Here is a 23,090-nt window from a genome sequence, read left to right as displayed (position 1 = left end):
GGCCGCAACGGTCGGTTTTCCGGACAAACGCCTCAATGCAGTTGCCTTGAGGCGTTTTTTTTGCAAGCCGCGGCGGGCATACTAGGCCAGTCTCTATCCCTGGTGTCGCCCACTCCATGTTTCGCGCCCTGATTGTTCTAGCCCTGTCTTGCCTGCTCAGCCCGGCGTTTGCCGACGAGCGCGCGCAAACCCAGCAGCAACTCGACGCCACGCGTCAGGACATTGCCGAGCTGAAGAAAATGCTCGGCCAGTTGCAGCAGGAAAAATCCGGTGTGCAGAAAGACCTGCGCAGCACAGAAACCGACATCGGCAAGCTGGAAAAGCAGGTGGAGGCCCTGCAACAGGAACTAAAAAAGACTCAGGGCGAGCTGGAGCGCCTTGACCACGAGAAAAAAAAACTCCAGAGCGCCCGCGTTGAACAACAACGCCTGATTGCCATCCAGGCCCGTTCGGCCTACCAGAACGGTCGCGAGGAATACCTCAAGCTGCTGCTCAACCAGCAGAACCCGGAGAAATTCGCGCGCACCCTGACCTATTACGATTACCTGAGCCAGGCGCGCCTGGAGCAGTTGCGCAGCTTCAATGAAACCTTGCGCCAGCTGGCCAACGTCGAGCAGGACATCAGCCTGCAGCAGGCCCAGTTGCTGGCCCAGCAAGGCAATCTCGATGCCCAGCGCCAGGAGCTGGAAAAAGTCCGCACCGAACGCCAGCAGGTACTGGCCAAGCTGAACAACGACGTCAAGGCCCGTGACCAGAAGCTGCAAGCTCGCGAGCAAGACCAGGCCGATCTGAGCAAGGTCCTCAAGACCATCGAGGAAACCCTCGCCCGTCAGGCCCGAGAAGCCGAAGAAGCGCGGCAAAAGGCCTTGCTGGCGGCTCAGGAGGCAGAAAAACAGCGCCAGCGCGAAGCCCTGGCAGCCAAGGATGATGCGCCGAGCAAGCCCAAGAGCATCCCCGGCCCGCTGGTTTCCAGCAGCGGCGAAACCTTCGGCGGCGCTTTTTCTTCAGCCCGGGGCAAACTTCCATGGCCAGTCAATGGTCGATTGCTGGCACGCTTTGGCGAAACCCGCGGCGGTGATTCGCGGACCAAATGGGACGGCGTGATGATCAGCGCCTCCCCAGGCAGCCAGGTGCGCGCCGTACACGGTGGCCGGGTGGTGTTTGCCGACTGGTTGCGCGGCGCTGGACTTCTGGTCATTCTCGACCATGGTAATGGTTACCTGAGCCTCTACGGCCATAACCAGAGCCTGCTCAAGAGCGCCGGAGACGTCGTCAAGGCCGGCGAGGCGATTTCCACCGTCGGCAACAGCGGCGGCCAGGACAGCTCGGGGCTGTACTTCGCCATCCGCCAGCAAGGTCGCCCAAGCGACCCCGCACAATGGTGCCGTGCCCAGGGATAGGTACCACCACCCGTATTTGACGGCGTAGCGCGATATCGGGCTACGCCGAGGCTCCAGCCGGAGCGCTACCAGGATCAGGAGTTCGTTCGACATGCTGCATTCGCCTCGCCTCACCTCGCTGGCCCTGACCATCGCCCTGGTCCTCGGCGCGCCCCTGGCCCGTGCGGCCGAGCCCGTCAAGCCGACCCCGGTGCCGGCCACGACGGTATCGGCCCCTGCCAAGGCGCCACTGCCGCTGGACGAGCTGCGCACCTTCGCCGAGGTCATGGACCGGATCAAGGCGGCCTATGTCGAGCCGGTGGACGACAAGACCCTGCTGGAGAACGCCATCAAGGGCATGCTCAGCAACCTCGACCCGCATTCCGCCTACCTCGGCCCGGAAGACTTCCAGGAGCTGCAGGAAAGCACCAGCGGCGAGTTCGGTGGCCTGGGCATCGAAGTCGGCATGGAAGATGGCTTCGTCAAAGTGGTATCGCCGATCGATGACACCCCGGCCTCGCGCGCCGGGATCGAGGCCGGTGACCTGATCGTCAAGATCAACGGCCAGCCGACCCGCGGCCAGACCATGACCGAAGCAGTCGACAAGATGCGCGGCAAGATCGGCGAGAAAATCACCCTGACCCTGGTGCGCGACGGCGGCACGCCTTTCGACGTGACCCTTGCCCGTGCGGTGATTCAGGTCAAGAGCGTCAAGAGCCAGCTGCTTGAAGACGGCTACGGCTATATCCGCATCACCCAGTTCCAGGTCAAGACCGGCGAAGAAGTCGGCAAGGCCCTGGCCAAACTGCGCAAGGACAACGGCAAGAAGCTGCGCGGCCTGGTCCTCGACCTGCGCAACAACCCCGGTGGCGTGCTGCAGTCGGCGGTGGAAGTGGCTGACCACTTCCTGACCAAAGGCCTGATCGTCTACACCAAGGGCCGCATTGCCAACTCCGAGCTGCGCTTCTCGGCCGACCCGTCTGACGCCAGCGAAGGCGTGCCATTGGTGGTACTGATCAACGGCGGTAGTGCTTCGGCTTCAGAAATTGTCGCCGGCGCCCTGCAGGACCATAAACGTGGCGTGCTGATGGGCACCGACAGTTTCGGCAAAGGTTCGGTACAAACCGTACTGCCGCTGAACAACGATCGCGCCCTCAAGCTCACCACCGCCTTGTACTACACCCCGAACGGCCGCTCGATCCAGGCCCAGGGCATTGTCCCGGACATCGAAGTGCGTCAGGCCAAGCTGACCGCCGAGGTGGACAACGACAACTTCAAGGAAGCCGACCTGCAGGGCCACCTGGGCAACGGTAACGGCGGCGCCGACCGGCCATCAGGCAGCGCCAAACGCAAGGACCGTCCGCAGGACAATGACTTCCAGCTGAGCCAGGCCCTCAGCCTGCTCAAGGGCTTGAGCATTACGCACAGCAAGTGATCCCCTGCATGCGGTACCTGTTGTGTCTTCTGCTGTACCTGTTGAGCGGGGCCGTGTTCGCGGCGCCTGCCCAACAGGGCAAGGCCTACATGAGCCTGATCATCGACGATCTTGGCCAGAGCAGCGCCCGCGATAGCCGCACCCTGGCGCTACCCGGCCCGGTGACCATGGCGATCATGCCCGACACCCCGCACGCCACTGAATTTGCCCGCCAGGCCCACAAGGCGGGTAAAACCGTGATCCTGCATATGCCCATGGACCCGGCCACCGGCCCCTATGCCTGGCACCCCGGCACGCCGATAGCGGAACTGGCGCAACGTCTGGATGCGGCCTTGGCCAAGGTGCCCTACGCCGCCGGGATCAACAATCACATGGGCAGCCGCATGACCTCGCAAGCCGAGCCGATGGCCTGGCTGATGGGCGAACTGCAGCGCCGCCACCTGTTCTTCGTCGACAGCCGCACCAGTGCCGCCACCGTCGCCGCCGCCAAAGCCCAGTCAGTCGACCTGGCGCATGTTTCGCGCGATGTGTTCCTCGACGATGTACGCACAGCCGAGGCGATTGCCGGGCAATTGCGGCTTGGCGTCGAGCTGGCGCGCAAACAGGGATCCGCCGTACTGATCGGTCACCCTTATCCACAAACCCTTGAAGTACTGGAACGTGAAATGCCCCGGCTCAGGAGTCAGGGCATTGAATTGATCAACCTTCGGCAGATGATTGCCGAGCGCAGCAATCAGGCCATGCCTGCCCATGGCAGCCATGGCGTGTATCGCAATCGCTAAAGCGGCTCACTCGAAAGGTATTACCCCAATGACGTCACTTAACGTCAGATTACCTCGATAGACCGCCAGCAACTCGCGCGAGCTGCCACGCGCGGCCTCCATCTGCGTTTTCCAGCCCAGCGTGCGCTGCGACCAGATCTTCAAGTGCCCTTTGACAAAATTGTCCGCCGGGGCCATGGGATCTCGATAGTGGAAGTGTGCCTCCCAAAGGCCTGTTCCCCTTTCATTGCTCCGTGATGGCAAGCGCTGGATTTCATAGATATCCAGATAATCGTTAGGCGAAAGCACTTTTCGCCTGACGGTACGCCTAATGGAAATCTGTTTCTCATTGAACAGGAATCGAAGACTGGCAGCCGTCGGATGGCTAGTCGTCAGGTAGTAACTGGTCAACAGATCCTGCTGCGTGTCCTCCAGACGCGCGATAGCATCCTTCAGCTGCGTCTCAAGATCGCCAGCGACGCCTGTGCTTTCCAGGGCTTTTGAGGCTTCATTGAGTTTCTCGACATGCCCTTCAATCACCGATTGCATGCCAATCGGCTCATCTTTCCCGATGTATTGCCTGGCCAGTTTGATGATCGATTCAAGCTGTCCAAGCGCTGCGCGCGCATTCGACCTGGCAGCTCCAACATCTATGGAATTGGATACTGGCTGGACTTCGCTCACCGGCTCCTCGACCTGCTCCACCCAATGATCGTCTTGCCTGTTGAACGTCTTCAGCACCTTGGCGCCAGAGGAGTCTCTTTGCTGCACGACGTTAACGCCATTGACCTCAATTTCTTCACCAATAACGCTGCGCCCACTGTGTGTCTGAACTACACGATGCTTGCCGTTGCGGCGCTGGTACAAACGAGGCTTGGGTGGAGCAGGTTCGGAAAGCTCTGACTCGCGGACCGCCTGGGCCAGATTGTTCTCCGCTGAATCAATCAGGACCTCGAGGACATCCCGATACTGCTGGAGTGCATCAATTTTGATCGCAACACCACCGGTTTCGCCAAAATACGCCGCGTTCCACTGGAAGGTGCGATAGCTCTTCAATGTCCCCGTTAATACACTGATTCTGTCCGCCGCTGGCAAGTCAAGCGCCGCCAATCCACCATGGGCGCTTCCTGCGCTTTTCAATTCTTCATTCCACAGCTTCTGGTGATACTGGATGAGTATCTCTTCATCGACCCCCGCCCTGCGATCAAGACATAATTCCGCCAGGTCTTCGAGCAAGCCCATGAGTAAATCGTTGTAGGTAAGCCGACGCTGCTCGATCATTCCCTCTAACTGGACCTGCTTGCTCTGGCGTGCCTCGCTCTCGTCCAGGAAAACGATTTCATCATCCTTCAACGTGTCAGTCAGCAGCCAGTCCAGACGTTCCGATGCCCAGACAAGGTCAAATCGCAGCGTCACAGCTTTATCAACTAAAGATCGCACGAAGTCATAGTGCTCAAGCTCAGTGTCGCTGATAGGTTGCGCTACCATTTCATTGATGAGCGTTTGCACATTGAGATGGTTGATTGTGGCCGCTAAATCGTTGTAGATAACCACGCAGTGATCGATCAGTTCCTGGCGGATCACGCCTCGCTGGCGCTTTACAGATGGCATCAACTCTTGTCGGGCAAACTTTGGCTGGACCATGTTCGACAGGACTTTGTCTAACTTCAGGTCCACTTTGATCAGTTCTTTCAGATCCTCAAACACCTGATACTTGGCTGCCAGGGCATCGGCTTTGGCTAACGCGATCTTCCTGTCGAACGCTAGAGTCAAGGTGAGACCGTCCATATTTGCAGGCACTTTAGCCCTCTGGGCCTGCAGCTTTTCAATATGGCTCTCTCGATCGCCCAATGCTGTATTACTCAGGTTGAAACCTTCAGCGACGCGGTTTCGCTCGACGAGGACGGCCTCCTGCTGAGTGTTAAACCCATCAAACTCCTTCTGGTTCTCCTCCCTGACCAGGTCAACTCGCCGTCTCGGCCCGCCACCCAACAGACGCAACCCGGTATCTACACGCCATTGTCCATGCTCCCAAAACAACCAGGGGCCCAACACGCCCTTAACGCCAACCACTCGCACGCCTTGCTCGGACACATCGACCCGATAAACATCAGCAGCCAATGCTGCATAGTAATGCCCTCCAATGCTGTACAAACCGCGAGCTGCCCCGGATTCGAGCGGCTGCAGGCCGTTCAGAGAAACGTCTGAGCGCATAGTGAGTAGAGTCTTACGCTGCTCGCCCGGGAGAACATTGACCCCATGCCTTCCACGCCAGGTAAAGTCCAGCTGCATGCCCAGGCGTTCTCCGAGCGAACCGGGCAAGCCTTGTTTCTCCAGCACCGGCACCAGCTCTATTTCCCCGAACTCCCGTTTTTGGGCCAGAGGCCCTTCAAGTCCGGAAACATCGGGCAAGCGACCGATCACAGACACTTCCCCCTGAGGCAATCGGCTATGGAACAGGACCATGCCCAGATTCAGGAGCAGATCGACCACCGCGGCCGAGCGCTCGAACGCACTGCCCTGGGTAAGTGCCGACAGATCGCTTTTCAACCCGTGGATGCCCTGCACCAGCCAAGCCACGGTAGCTGCGGGTCCACGCAGCAACAAGGTGACCACGTCGAACAGCAACCAGGCACCTTCGGCAAGGATTGCCCAACGGCTCTCGGCATTTGATACTGACTGACGGTCGGCCAGTTCGACCAATAGATCGCGGTTTGCCTTGTAGAGCTTTGCATCGACGTCGATCCGCCAGAATTGCGTGGCAAGACTTGCCGGCTGTACTGATTCCGGCAGCAACGAAGTATCGAGGATCGGTCGCCCCAGATGCGGCTCGCTGAACCCGCCGTGGTCATAGACACTTCGCACTTGCGGCATCAACCAGTCGAGGATGCTGTCCTGCAGTGCTCCTTGCTGACGAATCGCGACCATCATCGCCTCAAGGCTGGCGAATTCCTTGATGGACGAAGATGCATATAAAGGCCGGTACAACAGCACCAACGCAGGCTGCGCCGAGAACAGCACATACATACCGCTGACCAGATCGGACTCGCTGGCGCCCGGTTCACGCTTGAACGCCAGAGGCATCAGGGTGGTGGCGGGCAGATCCCGGTCGACATCGCCGCGACAGTAGTCAGCGACACACTGCAGGCCCGCCTCACTCAAGGTCCCTCCCAGCTTTGCCTTGAGCGCGCTGAACAGCAGTGAGCAGCGCCACTCCCGGGCGAAACAGGTCACCCGCTGTTCACGGGTCGCTGGGTCGTCGAGTTTTTGTGCTACGTAGTTTGGATAGTGGTCACCAATGTCGACCAGCTCGACCAGGGATTTGACATAGTCGAGCGTCAGCCAGTCCATGATCAGCTGCCCTTCTCGGTGCTCGATGGCGGTCAAGGTCGCCCCCTGCAGGGAGCTGAGATTAGCGATGGCAAATTCCGTCAGGGTCATGGTCCTGGTTTCCACCACACCGCCTCCGACCCCCGCCCCCGCGCCACCCGGTATACCCCTGGCAACCGTGAGCGTCAGGTTCAAGTCATCAGGAAAGTAGTTGGCATCAACCGGATGGTCGTCGAGCAGCTGCATTCGCAAGCGCTGGCTGGCATAGCTGTGCAGGTCCAACACACCGTCTAGCGCCGCAGCGCCCTGCGATCTGGCCTGGGCCAAGGCAAGTTCGAACAATGCGCACTGGTAGGCGAAGCTGTCCCCTGGCGAAGCCCGCAATATGCCAGGTGGCGGCGAGATGCTCGCAGCACTTTGGACGGTGTAGCCTTCAATAAACCATTGCGACGGGTCGCTCAGGGCGGCAAAGACCTGCTCCATCTGTGCAACGTCTGCCAGCCGCGAGTAGCGCAAGCGCTGCACTGAATCGAGCATGACTTCCAGCAGCAATGCAGCCTGCTGAGCGTAAACGTCACCTTCCAGTTCATAGCGGTTCCAGCTCATTGAATCGAAGCGGTACTGCTCAGCCAGCTCGTCTCGCAGTGCCAAGGCAAAATCATCGAGCGAGGCAAACGACCTCACCACACTTGAAGGTGAGCACCACAACACCACCGTGCGCTCATCCCATTCACCGCTCACCAGCAGGTTCGGCAGTGTTTGCGAGAGACGCTCACCGTCTACTTCGAGTTCTACCTCTACGGTGAATACACTCGGACCGTTCGCCCCCCCCTCAAGCAGCCCACGGATGCAGGCTTCCTGCTGAGCATCGAGCTTTTGCCAGGGCAGATTGCGCAGCAATGCCGACTTCAGTGTCTGCTGCAGCCAACGATCGCGACTGACACCCGAACCTGACGCTGCTTGCCAGTGTTCGACCTGGGCTTGCTGGAAATGGTATGGCAATTCGAGCAGCAGATCGTTGATGGCCTCAGTCACGCCTTTCAATGCAATGTACTCATGACCATCACTACCCTCGAAGCGGTAGGGTTCAGGGAAGGTCAGCCCGTGCTGCTGGCCATAGGCCTCCTCCAGATCCAGCGCCTTTCCGTCCAGTACGGCCTGCAGCAGGACCTCCAGCAACGGCTCTGACGACTGGGAGTTTCCTGGCCCGGGCTGGGGAACCAACAGGCGAAACGGCGCAGCATCGATTAGTTGCGGTTGGACATTGGCGAGCCTGGGATAGTGCTCGAGTAAAAGCTGCAGGAGCTTTTGCCCGGCGACCTGGCGCAAGGTAGGACGGCTGGCGAACTGCAGCGCCACGGCGTGCTTGAAATCCAGGGTAGGGTTTTGTGTTGCTTGGCTGCTCATGAACATATGACTCCTGGCAAATTGACAGGAGCCCACGCTACCCAGCCGTCTATGTGCACCGGTGTTATATATTGCTCCGGTCCGCGTCAGTGATAAGCGGTACCGAAACGAAAAAGGGGCCCTGCTCTCACGAGCAGGACCCCTTGCGGTGAATCAGCTGTTATCAGCTGTACACACGGCCCAGCAACTGGCGATGGCTCTCGAACTGGTCGAGTACATCACGGGTGATCTGGTCAGGCGTAAAGCCCATCAGATCGTATTCCTGGCTGCCGTTGTGCAGGTACACCTCGGCACGGTAGAAGCGCTGGCGCACCTCGCTTTCACCTTCGACCGGCGCCTCGCTTGGCGCGGCCAGGTAACCGTCCAGGCTCACTTCGTAGACGAAAGGGTTGCCCTCTTCCATCATCACCCGCAGGCCCATGGTCGAGCGCGACTGACCGACGCGGGTCTCCACCTCAACGCCCAGGTTACGCAACTGCACGGCAGCTTCCTTCAGTGCCGGGCTGACCTGCTTGTCCATGAAGCGCTGAACCATCGCCTGGGTCGGCTGCAGGTCGAGCTGGCTCAGGCGCTCGCTGAAGCCGCGGCGACCGCGGGCTGCCAGCTCGGCTTGTTCCTGTTCGATCTGGCTGTCCTGCTTCATGGCCTTGTACAGGCCGAACATGAACAGCACCAGCACCACCGAGAACGGCAAGCCGGCCAGTACCACCATGGTCTGCATGGCGGCGAAGTTACCGGCGAACAGCAGACCGATGGTCACCAGGGTGATCACCACCGACCAGAACACGACCATCCAGTGCGGCGCGTCCTCGTCGACCTGGCCGCCTTTGCACGACAGGTTGGCCATCATCACCGCGCCAGAGTCGGCCGGGGTGAGGAACAGCACGAAGCCGACGAATACCGCTACACCAATGACAATCTTGGCCGCCGGGAAGAATTCCAGCAGTTGGTAGATCGACATCGACGGCTGCTCAAGCGCGGTCTTGCCCAGCTCCACGGCGCCATGGTTCATCACCAGGTCCAGCGCGGTGTTGCCGAAGATCGACAGCCAGGCCAAGGTGAAGCCCAGCGGGATCAGCAGGACCCCGGCGACCAGTTCACGCACGGTGCGGCCCTTGGAGATACGCGCGATGAACATGCCGACGAACGGGCCCCAGGAAATCCACCAGGCCCAGTAGAACACGGTCCACAGCCCCAGCCAGCGCTCGGACTTGCCCGCCTCGCTTTCGTAGACGTAGAGATCGAAAGTCTTCAGCACGATGCCGTTGAGGTAGTCGCCGATGTTCTGCACGAAACCGTTGAGCAGGTGCAGAGTGTCACCGGCCAGCAGGACGAAGATAAGCAGACCGCTGAACAGGATGATGTTCAGGTTCGACAGGCGACGGATGCCGTTCTCTACACCGGAAACTGCGGCCACAGTAGCCACTGTGGCCATGACCAGGATCACGATCAGCAGGTTGGTCTTGCTGTGGTCCATGCCGAACAGGTATTCCAGGCCCGAAGACACCTGCATCGAGCCGATACCGAGGTTGGTCACCAGACCCAGCAGGGTCACGAACATGCCGAAGATGTCCACCGCGTGACCGGCGCCACCCTTGACCCAGCGCTCGCCCATCAGCGGGTACAACGCCGAGCGCAGCGCCAGCGGCTGGTTGTGACGGTAGGCGAAGTAACCCACGGCCAGACCGACCAGGGCGTAAATCGCCCAGCCGTGCAGGCCCCAGTGCAGGAAGGTCAGCTGCAGGCCCTGGCGCGCAGCCTCGGCGCTGGCAGAAGCGCCTTCTGGCGGGTTGAAGTAGTGGTCCAGCGGCTCGGAAGCGCCGAAGTACAACAGCGAGATGCCGATACCCGAGGAGAACAGCATGCCGGCCCAAGCGCCGTAGCTGAAGTCGGGTTTGTCGTCCTTGCCGCCAAGCTTGAGCTTGCCGAAGCTGGAGAAGGCCAGGACGACCACGAATACCAGGTAGCCGCCGATCACCAGCATGTAATACCAGCCGAAGCTGCGTGTCAGCCAGGTCTGGGCAACGTTGAGCACTTCGCCGGCTTTTTCAGGTACCGCGATAAGCAAGGCAGTCAACACGAGGATCAGCAACGCGGAGGTGATGAACACCACGCGGTTGACCCGGACCCTCTCAGTAGGGGTCTTGGTAAGGGAGGCAGAACTCATTGCACGTAGGCTCCGGGCAGTGCGAGAGAAACGAAACGACCTTTGCCTGAGCAAATGGTGCAATAGCCCCACTGCGTCAGGTGTTATAAAAGCACCTTGGAAAACCGTGATCCCGAATCGATTGCGTTGAAAAAAAACAGAACGAAAACCCCGCTCCGAGGGTTGACCGTGCAGTCCTCGACCGCTCGGCAGATCTGTTCAACGCGCCGCTTACACCCGTCAACACCTTGTATTTCGGGGGTTCCACGCCTTTTTGGGGTGCCAATTTGGGCCAACTGACGACAGGAAAAACCTGTCAATGGCACAGATTGTCGCAGAGCTTATTCTTTGTTGATTGAACGTTCAATCAAAACAAAATAGACTGGCCTTCGCCGAGGCAGCCGCTCGTCGACTGCTCGCAGGCCTGAGGAGATTTGCAAGATGCCCAAGGTCGGTATGCAACCCATCCGCCGCCAGCAGTTGATCGAAGCCACTTTGCTGGCCATCGACCAGGTCGGCATGGGTGACGCCAGCATTGCGCTGATCGCCCGTTTGGCCGGTGTGTCGAATGGCATCATCAGTCACTACTTTCAGGACAAGAACGGCCTGATCGCAGCGACCATGCGGTATTTGATGAGCGTGCTGAACGAGAACGTCGTCGCCAACCGGCAGGCGCTCAAGGACAACAGCCCGCGTGCCCACCTGCAGGTGATCATCGAAGGCAACTTCGACGCCAGCCAGGTCAACGGCCCGGCAATGAAAACCTGGTTGGCCTTCTGGGCCTCCAGCATGCACCAGCCGTCTTTGCACAGGTTGCAGCGGATCAACGATCACCGCTTGTATTCCAACCTGTGCTGCCAGTTCCGTCGCGCCCTGCCGTTGCCTGAAGCACGCAGCGCAGCCCGCGGGCTGGCAGCGTTGATCGACGGTCTGTGGCTGCGCGGTGCGTTGTCCGGAGACGCCTTCGACACCGACCAGGCGAAACAAATCGCTTACGAATACATGGATCTACAACTGGCGAAGCAGACGAGCCTGGACACATACACCCAGGCCTCTGAACCACTACGCGCCGCAATTGCCAAACCGGCAGGAGCGTCGCTCGGATAGCCAAAAACACAATGCACTTGCGAGGACACTATGGCCCGTTTCGAACTGCAAAAACTCTACATTGATGGTGGTTATGTCGACGCTTCCAGCGACGCTACCTTCGACGCCATCAACCCGGCCAACGGCGAAGTCCTCGCTCAGGTGCAACGTGCCACTCAAGCAGACGTCGAGCGCGCAGTAGAAAGCGCCGAGCGTGGCCAGAAAGTCTGGGCGGCGATGACCGCCATGCAGCGTTCGCGCATCCTGCGCCGCGCCGTCGACATCCTGCGCGAGCGCAACGATGAGCTGGCCGCCCTGGAAACCCTGGACACCGGCAAGTCCTACTCGGAAACCCGCTACGTCGACATCGTCACCGGCGCTGACGTACTGGAATACTACGCAGGCCTGGTGCCAGCCATCGAAGGCGAGCAGATCCCGCTGCGCGACAGCTCGTTCGTCTACACCCGCCGCGAGCCGCTGGGCGTGACCGTCGGTATCGGCGCCTGGAACTACCCGATCCAGATCGCCCTGTGGAAATCCGCACCCGCCCTCGCGGCCGGTAACGCGATGATCTTCAAGCCGTCGGAAGTCACCTCGCTGACCACCCTGAAACTGGCCGAAATCTACACCGAAGCCGGCCTGCCAGACGGCGTATTCAACGTTCTGACCGGCAGCGGCCGTGAAGTCGGCACCTGGCTGACCGAGCACCCACGCATCGAGAAAGTTTCCTTCACCGGCGGCACCACCACCGGCAAGAAAGTCATGGCCAGCGCCTCGAGCTCCTCGCTCAAGGAAGTCACCATGGAACTGGGCGGCAAGTCGCCACTGATCATCTGCGAAGACGCCGACCTCGATCGCGCCGCCGACATCGCCATGATGGCCAACTTCTACAGCTCGGGTCAGGTCTGCACCAACGGCACCCGCGTCTTCATCCCTGCCTCGATGAAAGCGGCCTTCGAAGCCAAGATCGCCGAGCGCGTTGCCCGTATCCGCGTTGGCAACCCTGAAGACGAAAACACCAACTTCGGCCCGCTGGTCAGCTTCGCCCACATGGAAAGCGTGCTGGGCTACATCGCCAAAGGCAAGGAAGAAGGCGCACGCGTTCTGTGCGGCGGCGAGCGTCTGACCGACGGCGAATTCGCCAAGGGCGCGTTCGTGGCACCAACCGTGTTCACCGACTGCCGTGACGACATGACCATCGTCAAGGAAGAAATCTTCGGCCCAGTGATGAGCATCCTCTCCTACGAGAGCGAAGAAGAAGTTATCCGTCGCGCCAACGATACCGAATACGGCCTGGCCGCCGGTGTCTGCACCAACGACATCAGCCGCGCGCACCGCATCATCCACCAGCTGGAAGCCGGTATCTGCTGGATCAACGCCTGGGGCGAATCGCCTGCCGAAATGCCGGTTGGCGGCTACAAGCAGTCCGGTGTCGGCCGTGAAAACGGCGTGAGCTCGCTGGCTCAGTACACTCGCATCAAGTCGGTACAGGTCGAGCTGGGCAACTACAACTCGGTGTTCTAAGCACCCCTGTAGCCGCGCCCGGTCCGCAAGGCCCGGGCGCCCCACGCTTTCCTGTCTACCGCCAACATGAGGGAACAGCAATGTCCCATGAATTCGATTACATCATCGTCGGTGCCGGCTCTGCCGGTAACACCCTGGCGACCCGCCTGACCGAAGACGAAGGCGTTACCGTCCTGCTGCTCGAAGCCGGTGGCCCGGACTACCGCGCCGACTTCCGTACCCAGATGCCAGCTGCCCTGGCCTTCCCGCTGCAGGGTCGTCGCTACAACTGGGCCTACGAGACCGATCCCGAGCCGCACATGGACGGCCGCCGGATGGAATGCGGTCGCGGCAAGGGCCTGGGTGGCTCGTCGCTGATCAACGGCATGTGCTACATCCGTGGCAACGCCATGGACTTCGACGGCTGGGCAGAACTGCCAGGCCTGCAGGACTGGACCTACCTGGACTGCCTGCCGTACTTCCGCAAAGCGGAAACCCGCGACATCGGCGCCAACGACTACCACGGTGGCGAAGGCCCGGTCAGCGTGACCACGCCGAAAGCCGGCAACAACCCGCTGTTCCACGCCATGGTCGAAGCCGGCGTGCAGGCCGGTTACCCGCGCACCGAAGACCTCAACGGCTACCAGCAGGAAGGCTTCGGCCCGATGGACCGTACCGTGACGCCTAAAGGCCGTCGCTCCAGCACCGCCCGCGGCTACCTGGACACCGCCAAGAAGCGCTCGACCCTGACCATCGTCACCCACGCCCTGACCGATCGCGTCGTGTTCGACGGCAAGCGTGCCATTGGCGTGACCTACCTGGTCGGTGCCAGCGAAGAGCGCGTGGAAGCACGTGCGCGTAAAGAAGTCATCGTCTGCAGCGGCGCCATCGCCTCGCCGCAACTGCTGCAACGCTCCGGCGTCGGCCCGGCCGAACTGCTGAAAAGCCTCGACATTCCGGTGGTCCACGACCTGCCGGGCGTCGGCGAAAACCTCCAGGACCACCTGGAACTGTACCTGCAGTACGCCTGCACCCAGCCGGTCTCCCTGTACCCGTCGCTGCTCTGGTACAACCAGCCGGCCATCGGTGCCGAGTGGCTGTTCAACGGTACTGGTATCGGTGCCAGCAACCAGTTCGAGGCCGGTGGCTTCATCCGTACTCGCGAAGAGTTCAAATGGCCGAACATCCAGTACCACTTCCTGCCGGTTGCGATTAACTACAACGGCAGCAACGGCGTACAGGAACACGGCTTCCAGGCGCACATGGGCTCGATGCGTTCGCCTAGCCGCGGTCGTATCCAGGCCAAGTCGAAAGACCCGCGCCAGCACCCGAGCATCCTGTTCAACTACATGGCTACCGAGCAGGACTGGCAGGAATTCCGTGACGGCATCCGCCTGACCCGCGAAATCATGGCCCAGCCGGCGCTGGACCCTTACCGTGGTCGCGAGATCAGCCCGGGCGCCGACGTGCAGACCGACGAGGAACTGGACAAGTTCATCCGCGAGCACGCCGAAACCGCGTTCCACCCGTCCTGCTCGTGCAAGATGGGTACCGACGACATGGCGGTGGTCGATGGCCAGGGTCGCGTGCATGGCATGCAGGGTCTGCGTGTGGTCGATGCCTCGATCATGCCGATCATCATCACCGGCAACCTCAACGCCACCACGATCATGATCGCCGAGAAAATCTCCGACAAGATCCGTGGCCGCCAGCCGCTGCCGCGTAGCACTGCCAAGTACTACGTGGCCAACGAGGCGCCGGTCAAAGGCAAGGCGATGCGTGAAGTGAAGCAGGCCTAACACCCTGCTGCCCCTATCGCCGGCAAAGCCGACTCCCACAGAGAACAGGGTGATCTTCACCCCTGTGGGAGCCGGCCTTGCCGGCGATGAGGCCCTTGCCAGCGACACACAAGAAAAGCACCTGCCCGGTGCTTTTTTTGTGCCTGCGATTAACCCTTTACAGCCCGCCAACCCCTCAGGTTAGAATCCTTGGCACGCGACCTGCTTATCCACAGCAAACCGCCCCCTTCCTGCTTTTCCCCGGAGTACTGCCTTTGGATGCGTCCACCATCAATAGCCTGTTCTTGATCGGCGCATTGCTGGTAGGTGCAAGTATTCTGGTCAGCTCACTGTCATCACGGCTGGGCATCCCGATCCTGGTCATCATCCTCGCCGTCGGCATGCTCGCCGGCGTGGATGGCGGCGGCATCATCTTCAACAACTACCCGACCGCCTATCTGGTGGGCAACCTGGCGCTGGCGGTGATCCTTCTCGACGGCGGCTTGCGCACGCGCGTAGCGAGTTTCCGCGTGGCCCTGTGGCCGGCGTTATCGCTGGCCACGGTCGGCGTGCTGATCACCACCGGACTCACCGGCATGGTCGCCGCCTGGCTGTTCAACCTGAGCCTGATCCAGGGCCTGCTGATTGGTGCCATTGTCGGCTCCACCGACGCCGCCGCGGTGTTCTCGCTGCTCGGCGGCAAGGGCCTGAACGAACGGGTAACCGCTACCCTGGAAATCGAATCAGGCAGCAACGACCCGATGGCGGTATTCCTCACCGTCACCCTCATCGACATGATCGCCAGCGGCCAGACCGGCCTGCACTGGAGCCTGCTCACCCACCTGCTGCGCGAGTTCGGTATCGGCGGCCTGATGGGCCTCGGTGGCGGCTGGCTGATGCTGCAGCTGGTCAACCGCATCAACCTGGCGGGCGGCCTCTATCCGATCCTGGTGATTGCCGGTGGCCTGGTGGTGTTCTCCCTGACCAACGCCTTGCACGGTAGTGGCTTCCTCGCCGTGTACCTGTGCGGCCTGGTCCTTGGCAACCGGCCGATCCGCAGCCGCCACGGCATTCTGCACATGCTCGACGGCATGGCCTGGCTGGCGCAGATCGGCATGTTCCTGGTCCTCGGCCTGCTGGTCACCCCGCATGACCTGCTGCCCATCGCCCTGCCCGCCCTGGGCCTGGCGCTGTGGATGATCATCTTTGCCCGGCCGCTGTCGGTGATCGCCAGCCTGCTGCCGTTCAAGGCCTTCCACGGCCGTGAGAAAGCCTTTATCTCCTGGGTCGGCCTGCGCGGCGCGGTACCGATCATTCTCGCGGTATTCCCGTTGATGGCCGGGCTGCCTGATGCCCAGCTGTTCTTCAACCTGGCGTTCTTTATCGTCCTGGTCTCGCTGTTGGTGCAAGGCACCAGCCTGCCGTGGATGGCCAAGCTGCTCAAGGTCACGGTGCCCCCCGACCCGGCGCCGATCTCGCGCTCGGCCCTGGAAGTGCACATCACCAGCGAGTGGGAACTGTTCGTCTATCGCCTCGGTGCCGAAAAATGGTGCATCGGCGCCGCCCTGCGTGAGCTGAAAATGCCCGAAGGCACGCGTATCGCCGCCCTGTTTCGTGGCCAGCAACTGCTCCATCCGTCGGGAAGTACCACCCTGGAAGTCGACGATCTGCTGTGCGTGATCGGCCACGAACACAACCTGCCGGCCCTCGGCAAGCTGTTCAGCCAGGCCCCGCAACGCGGTCTGGATTTGCGCTTCTTTGGTGACTTCGTGCTCGAAGGTGACGCAGAACTGGGGGCTGTAGCGGCGTTGTACGGTTTGCAGCTCGACGGCCAGGACCCGCATATGCCGCTCAGCCGCTTCATCGCCCAGAAGGTTGGCGGTGCGCCGGTGGTCGGTGACCAGATCGAATGGAACAACACCCTGTGGACAGTGGCGGTGATGGAGGGGAACAAGATCAGCAAAGTGGGCGTCAAATTCCCCGAAGGAACTCGACCCGGCCCCGGGTTGTTCCTTTAAACTCAAAACTTCGCCCCTGGTTGTAAGAATTTTCTGCCTATGTCTCTGCGCACCTCCATATGCGCAGCCCTGCTCGGGCTGTGTCTGTCACTCTCCTACGCCTGGGCGGCAGAACCGCCAACCCGTGCGTCCATCCAACACAGCCTGGACAAGATCGCCGAGCGCAAACTGCCGGAAGCCGAGCAAAAGGCTTTGCAGCAGGTCCTCGAACAGACCCTGACCTTCCTCGGTACCAAGGAAGACAGCGAGAAAAAGCTCGTCGCTCTCAAGCAGCAGCTCAGCGATGCGCCGCGCCAGACCAGCGAAAACCAGCGCGAGCTGCTCAAACTCAATGACAGCAAGGTGGTCGCCGTCGCCCAGCGCTATGCCGCGCTGAGCGTACCGCAGCTGGAACAGTTGCTGGCCGAGCGCACCACCGAGCAAGGCGAACTGCAAAAAGCCCTGTCTGAAGCCAACAGCCTGACCATCACCTCGCAGACCCGCCCGGAGCGGGCCCAGGCTGAAATCAGCGCCAACCAGACCCGCGCCCAGCAAATCAACACCAGCCTCAAGCTCGGCAAGGATGGCGGTAAACCGCTGACCGCCGACCTGCGCAACCAGCTCAATGCCGAACTGGCGGCGATCAATGCCGTAACCCTGCTGCGCCGCCAGGAACTGGCCGGCAACAGCCTGCTGCAAGACCTGGGCAACAGTCAGCACGACCTGCTGATCGAACGCGCCACGCGCCTGGAACAAGAAATCCAGGACATGCAGACGCTGATCAACCAGAAACGCCTGGCCCAGTCGCAACAGACCGTTACCGAACAGTCCATCGAAGCGCAGAAGGCCGGTGGCAGCACCTTGCTGGCCACCGAGAGCGCCGCCAACCTGAAGCTCTCCGATTACCTGCTGCGCAGCACCGACCGCCTCAACGAACTGACCCAGCAGAACCTCAAGACCAAACAGCAGCTGGACAGCCTGACCCAGGCCGACCAGGCCCTGGATGAGCAGATCAGCGTCCTCAAAGGCAGCCTGTTGCTGTCGAAGATCCTCTACAAGCAGAAGCAGGCCCTGCCGCACCTGAAGGTCGATCGCAACCTCGCCGACCAGATCGCCGATATCCGCCTGTACCAGTTCGAGATCAACCAGCAGCGCGAGCAGATCACCAGCCCGAGCAGCTATGTCGACAAACTGCTGGCCAATCAGCCACAGGAAAACGTCACCCCGCAGTTGCGTAAGGCCTTGCTGGAAGTGGCGATCACCCGTAGCGACCTGCTGGAACGGCTGAATCGCGAACTGAGTGCCCTGCTCAACGAATCCATCACCCTGCAACTCAACCAGAAGCAGCTGCTGAGCACCTCGCAGAGCTTGCGCACCACGCTCGACGAGCAAATGTTCTGGATCCCGAGCAACAAGCCACTGGACCTGGAATGGCTGGGTACGGTGCCTGAGCGTCTGAAAAAGCAACTGATCAGCCTGCCCTGGGGCTCCGGAATCAAGGAGCTCGGCGACGGCCTGACCCAACGGCCGCTGCTGTTCCTGCCCTTGCTGCTGTTGATCGGCGCCCTGCTGTGGCGACGCAAATACTTGTATGGCCGCTTGAACAAGGTTCACCAGGACGTCGGTCACTTCAAACGTGACAGCCAGTGGCACACGCCTCAGGCCATCCTGATCAATATCCTCCTGGCCATGCCCCTGAGTCTGGGCCTGGCCCTGTGCGGCCTGGCCCTGCAGATCGATGCTCGCGGGCAGAACGCCAACCTCGGCGCCGCGCTGTTTCAGATCGCCCAGGCCTGGCTGGTGTTCTACACCGCCTACCGGATCCTGGCGCCAGGCGGCGTGGCTGAACTGCATTTCCGCTGGGACAAGCCGCAAGTCGAGTTCCTGCGCCGCTGGATTCGCCGCCTGGGTGCGGTGGTGCTGGCGCTGGTCGGCGTTGTCGCGGTGGCAGAGCATCAACCCTCGGCGCTGGCCGACGACGTGCTCGGCATTGGCGTGGTGCTGACCTGCTATGCCCTGATGACCTGGCTGCTCAGCCGCCTGCTGCTCAGCAGCCCGGCGCACCGCAATACCTCGCTGTTCCGCCAGGCTGTGGGCGTGGCCTTCACCGCCCTGCCGGTCGCCTTGTTCATCGCCGTGTGCTTCGGTTACTACTACACCGCGCTGAAGCTCACCGACCGCTTGATCGACACCCTCTACCTGCTGATGTTCTGGCTGGTGATCGAGGCCGCGTTCGTTCGTGGTCTGGCCGTTGCCGCCCGGCGCCTGGCTTACCAGCGGGCGCTGAGCAAACGTCAGGCGACCACCAAGGAAGGCCTCGATGGCGAAGTGATTGTCGAAGAACCGACCCTCGACATCGAACAGGTCAACCAGCAGTCCCTGCGCCTGATCCGCCTGGCCCTGCTCGGCGGCTTCATCGGTGCACTGTACTGGGTCTGGTCCGACCTGATCAGCGTGGTGGCCTACCTCGACAACATCACCCTGTACGAGTACACCAGCGGCACCGGCGCGGCCATGAGCATGGTGCCGATCAGCCTCAGCGACATGCTCGGCGCCCTGGTGATCATCGGCATTACCTTCGCGCTGGCGCGCAACTTGCCGGGCCTGCTCGAAGTTCTGGTGCTGTCGCGCCTGAACCTGGCCCAGGGCAGTGCTTACGCCACCACCACCCTGCTGTCCTATGTGATTGCCGGGGTCGGCTTCGTCTCCACGCTCTCGGCCCTCGGCGTCAGCTGGGACAAACTGCAGTGGCTGGTGGCTGCGCTGTCGGTGGGCCTGGGCTTCGGCATGCAGGAGATCTTCGCCAACTTCATTTCCGGCATCATGATCCTGTTCGAACGTCCGGTACGGATCGGCGACACCATCACCATCGGCAACCTGTCCGGCACGGTGAGCAAGATCCGTATCCGTGCCACCACCATTACCGACTTCGACCGCAAGGACATCATTGTCCCGAACAAGACCTTCATCACCGGACAACTGATCAACTGGTCGCTGACCGACACCATCACCCGCGTCACCCTCAAGCTCGGTGTCGACTATGGCTCGGACCTGGACCTGGTGCGGACCCTGCTGCTCAAGGCCGCCAATGACAACCCGCGGGTGCTCAAGGAGCCGGAACCGATTGTCTACTTCCTGAACTTCGGCGAAAGCACCCTGGACCACGAACTGCGCATGCACGTGCGCGACCTCGGTGACCGCAATCCGGTGCTCGATGAGATCAACCGCTTCATCAACAAGGAATTCAAGAAGCAGCAGATCAACATCTCGTTCCGGCAGATGGAGATCTACCTGAAGAACATGCAGGGCCAGGAGTACAAAATGGTCCCGGTGGAGAGCATGGACAAGACGGTGAGCGTGACCAAGCCGCTGCTTGACGGCGACAAGCCGAACGACGCGGCGTCCGGCAAAACCGCCTGACTGGACGTAGACGGCCATACCCTTGCAGAATGATCGGATATTCTGCTGGAGATGGCCGTTGAAAGCCCTCGACGAACTGATATTCGACAACCGATTTGCCCGCCTCGGCGACGCCTTTTCTACTTCGGTGCTACCTGACCCGATTGCCGAGCCACGCCTGGTGGTGGCCAGCGAGGCCGCCATGGCCTTGCTCGACCTGGAGCCGACCGAGGCGCACTCGCCGATGTTCGCCGAACTGTTTGGCGGCCACAAGCTGTGGAGCGAGGCCGAGCCACGGGCGATGGTCTATTCCGGACACCAGTTCGGTGGTTATAACCCGCGCCTGGGCGATGGCCGCGGCCTGCTGCTGGGCGAGGTCTACAACGATGCTGGCGAGCATTGGGACCTGCACCTCAAGGGCGCTGGAGAAACGCCTTACTCGCGCATGGGCGACGGCCGTGCGGTACTGCGCTCGTCGATCCGCGAATTTCTCGCCAGCGAAGCCCTGCACGCCCTGGGCATCCCCAGCAGCCGCGCCTTGTGCGTGATCGGCTCGAGCACGCCGGTCTGGCGTGAAACCCTGGAACGTGCGGCGATGCTCCTGCGCCTGGCGCCGAGCCATGTGCGCTTCGGGCATTTCGAGTATTTCTATTACACCCGCCAGCCCGAACAGCAACGAATCCTCGCCGAGCATGTGCTGAAACTGCATTTCCCCGAATGCCAGACCGAACCCGAACCGTACCTGGCGATGTTTCGCAGCATCGTCGAGCGCAACGCCGAACTGATCGCCCTGTGGCAGGCCTATGGCTTCTGCCACGGGGTGATGAACACCGACAACATGTCGATCCTCGGCATCACCTTCGACTTCGGCCCGTTCGCCTTCCTCGACGACTTCGACGCCAACTTCATCTGCAATCATTCCGATGACCAAGGCCGCTACAGCTACAGCAACCAAGTGCCCATCGCCCACTGGAACCTCAGTGCCCTGGCGCAGGCGCTGACGCCGTTCATCAGTGTCCCGGCGCTGCAGGAAACCCTGGCGCTGTTCCTGCCGCTGTACGAAGCCCATTACCTGCACCTGATGCGCCGCCGCCTGGGCCTGCTGCGCGCAGAGGAGGACGACAAGGTACTGATCGAGCGCCTGCTGCAACTGATGCAGCCCGGCGCGGTGGATTACACCCTGTTCTTCCGCAAGCTGGGCGACCAGCCCGCCGAACAGGCGCTACAGGTAGTGCGCGATGACTTTGTCGACCTGGCCGGCTTCGACCGCTGGGCCGTGGATTACCTGGCCCGCATCGCCCGTGAACCCGACAACGCCGAAGGCCGTCGCGAGCGCATGCACGCGGTCAACCCGCTGTACATCCTGCGCAACTATCTGGCCCAGCGCGCCATTGAGGCCGCTGAAGGCGGTGACTACGAAGAAGTGCGACGCCTGCATCAGGTCCTGTGCAAGCCGTTCGAGGAGCAGCCGGGAATGCAGGCCTATGCCGAACGACCGCCGGAGTGGGGCAAGCATCTGGAGATCAGCTGCTCGTCGTGACCCGGTAGGAGCGGGCTTGCCCCGCGATGCGATGTGACCGACTGACTGTAATCGCGGGGCAAGCCCGCTCCCACAGCTGGAGTACCGATGACCGATCCACTGCTAATTCCCTGCCCGCACTGCAACGGTCTGAACCGCATCCCCGCTGAGCGCCTCGGCGATACGCCAAAATGCGGCCGCTGCAAAAAACCGGTGCTACTGAGCAAACCCTTCGACCTCAAGCAAGGCGACTACGCCAGCCAGATCAAGGGCGACCTGCCGTTGCTGATCGACGTCTGGGCCGACTGGTGCGGGCCATGCAAGTCCTTCGCGCCAATCTTCGAACAGGCCGCCAGCCAGTTGAGCGGCCGCTGCCGCCTGGCCAAGCTGGACAGCGAGGCCAATCAGCAACTGGCGGGGCAACTGGCAATTCGTTCGATTCCCAGCCTGATCCTGTTCAGGAATGGCCGGGAAGTGGCGCGCCAGAGCGGCGCATTTCCACTCCAGCAATTACTGGAGTGGCTGCGCAGCCAGGGGATCTAGGCGTTTTCTTCGAGCAGTGCGTGCAACTCGACAAACTGCTGGGTCAGCTTGTGCCGGGGCTCCAGGTGGATCAACGGCAGGTTGGCCTGGTGCGATTCACGCATCTTCACCGAACTGTTGAGGTACACCGGCAATACCGGCAGGCCTTCGGCCAGCAATTCGTCGAGCATCTGCTGCGGCAGGCTGGCCCGGGCCTGGAACTGGTTGACGACAATGCCTTCGACTTGCAGGTCTTCATTGTGGTCGTCCTTGAGTTCTTCGATTTCGGCCAGCAGGCCATACAGCGCCTGGCGGGAAAAACTGTCGCAATCGAAGGGAATCAACACGCGATCAGCAGCGATCAGCGCAGAAACCGCGTAAAAATTCAGGGCTGGCGGGGTATCCAGATAGATCCGGTCGTAGTCCTCTTCCAGCTCGTCGAGCAGTTTGCGCAGCTTGTTGATCTTGTGCTTGGCCTCAAGCTTGGGCTGCAGGTCGGCCAGCTCGGCGGTGGCAGTCACCACATGCAGGTTGTCGAAGGGGGTTTCGTAGATATCGACCTTGTTCTTCTTGGCAAACGGCCCGGATGACAGGGTCTGCTTGAAAAAGTCGGCAATGCCCATGGGAATGTCCTCGCCGGTCAGCCCGGTGAGGTACTGGGTCGAGTTGGCCTGGGCATCCAGGTCGATCAGCAAGGTTCGATAGCCTTCATTGGCACTTACTGCCGCCAGGTTGCAGGCAATGCTCGATTTGCCCACACCACCTTTCTGATTGAACACCACGCGCCGCATGGAAAGACCTCCGTGTATCTGGGAATGACCGAGTATG

13 protein-coding genes are annotated in these 23,090 nt (G+C 61.2%); 10 read left to right on the top strand and 3 right to left on the bottom strand.

Annotated elements, in window-relative coordinates; translation table 11 throughout:
- The first annotated feature begins 116 nt into the window (after window positions 1-116).
- The 3 genes from AC07OF_RS02290 (at window position 117) to AC07OF_RS02280 (ending at window position 3,596) form a co-directional block, all read left to right on the top strand.
- Window positions 117-1,400 (top strand): murein hydrolase activator EnvC family protein, encoded by a 1,284-nt coding sequence (locus tag AC07OF_RS02290; protein WP_191830628.1) that lies wholly within the window; start codon window positions 117-119, stop codon window positions 1,398-1,400.
- A gap of 91 nt (window positions 1,401-1,491) precedes the next feature.
- Entirely contained in the window at window positions 1,492-2,814 is a 1,323-nt protein-coding gene (locus tag AC07OF_RS02285; RefSeq protein ID WP_157194526.1) for a S41 family peptidase, read from the top strand.
- Window positions 2,815-2,822: 8 nt separating this feature from the next.
- Window positions 2,823-3,596: a divergent polysaccharide deacetylase family protein gene (locus AC07OF_RS02280; RefSeq protein WP_157194527.1), complete on the top strand. Its 774-nt coding sequence runs from the start codon at window positions 2,823-2,825 to the stop codon at window positions 3,594-3,596.
- 6 nt (window positions 3,597-3,602) lie between these two features.
- Here the strand turns inward: AC07OF_RS02280 and AC07OF_RS02275 are convergent, their stop codons facing one another.
- Both AC07OF_RS02275 and AC07OF_RS02270 read right to left on the bottom strand, forming a co-directional pair.
- Entirely contained in the window at window positions 3,603-8,312 is a 4,710-nt protein-coding gene (locus AC07OF_RS02275) for a dermonecrotic toxin domain-containing protein (protein WP_495072538.1), read from the bottom strand.
- A gap of 163 nt (window positions 8,313-8,475) precedes the next feature.
- Window positions 8,476-10,479 carry a BCCT family transporter gene (locus tag AC07OF_RS02270; RefSeq protein WP_157194529.1) on the bottom strand — a complete coding sequence of 668 codons (2,004 nt, stop codon included), beginning with the start codon at window positions 10,477-10,479 and terminating at the stop codon, window positions 8,476-8,478.
- 420 nt (window positions 10,480-10,899) lie between these two features.
- Between AC07OF_RS02270 and betI the strand changes: the two genes are divergently transcribed.
- The 7 genes from betI to trxC all read left to right on the top strand — a co-directional run bounded on the left by betI (window position 10,900) and on the right by trxC (window position 22,283).
- Window positions 10,900-11,565, top strand: a complete 666-nt coding sequence (gene betI / locus AC07OF_RS02265; RefSeq protein ID WP_157194530.1) for a transcriptional regulator BetI — start codon at window positions 10,900-10,902, stop codon at window positions 11,563-11,565.
- Between the two features lie 30 nt (window positions 11,566-11,595).
- Entirely contained in the window at window positions 11,596-13,068 is a 1,473-nt protein-coding gene (gene betB, locus AC07OF_RS02260; RefSeq protein WP_495072537.1) for a betaine-aldehyde dehydrogenase, read from the top strand.
- 80 nt (window positions 13,069-13,148) lie between these two features.
- Complete coding sequence (betA, locus tag AC07OF_RS02255; RefSeq protein ID WP_157194532.1) at window positions 13,149-14,846, top strand: choline dehydrogenase; 1,698 nt, start codon at window positions 13,149-13,151, stop codon at window positions 14,844-14,846.
- A 254-nt stretch (window positions 14,847-15,100) separates the two neighbouring features.
- Entirely contained in the window at window positions 15,101-16,843 is a 1,743-nt protein-coding gene (locus AC07OF_RS02250) for a potassium/proton antiporter (RefSeq protein ID WP_157194533.1), read from the top strand.
- Window positions 16,844-16,882: 39 nt separating this feature from the next.
- Window positions 16,883-20,242 carry a mechanosensitive channel MscK gene (gene mscK, locus AC07OF_RS02245; RefSeq protein ID WP_476446144.1) on the top strand — a complete coding sequence of 1,120 codons (3,360 nt, stop codon included), beginning with the start codon at window positions 16,883-16,885 and terminating at the stop codon, window positions 20,240-20,242.
- Between the two features lie 58 nt (window positions 20,243-20,300).
- Window positions 20,301-21,761: a protein adenylyltransferase SelO gene (selO, locus tag AC07OF_RS02240; RefSeq protein WP_495072536.1), complete on the top strand. Its 1,461-nt coding sequence runs from the start codon at window positions 20,301-20,303 to the stop codon at window positions 21,759-21,761.
- 87 nt (window positions 21,762-21,848) lie between these two features.
- Window positions 21,849-22,283: a thioredoxin TrxC gene (trxC, locus tag AC07OF_RS02235; protein ID WP_495072535.1), complete on the top strand. Its 435-nt coding sequence runs from the start codon at window positions 21,849-21,851 to the stop codon at window positions 22,281-22,283.
- Here the strand turns inward: trxC and AC07OF_RS02230 are convergent.
- Window positions 22,280-23,053, bottom strand: coding sequence for a ParA family protein (locus AC07OF_RS02230; protein ID WP_157194537.1), 774 nt, complete (start codon window positions 23,051-23,053; stop codon window positions 22,280-22,282). The genes trxC and AC07OF_RS02230 overlap by 4 nt on opposite strands.
- Window positions 23,054-23,090 lie beyond the last annotated feature (37 nt).

The sequence above is a fragment of the Pseudomonas sp. GW821-FHT10B02 genome, from assembly GCF_059415665.1.
This window is presented reverse-complemented; position numbering and strand designations above follow the sequence as displayed.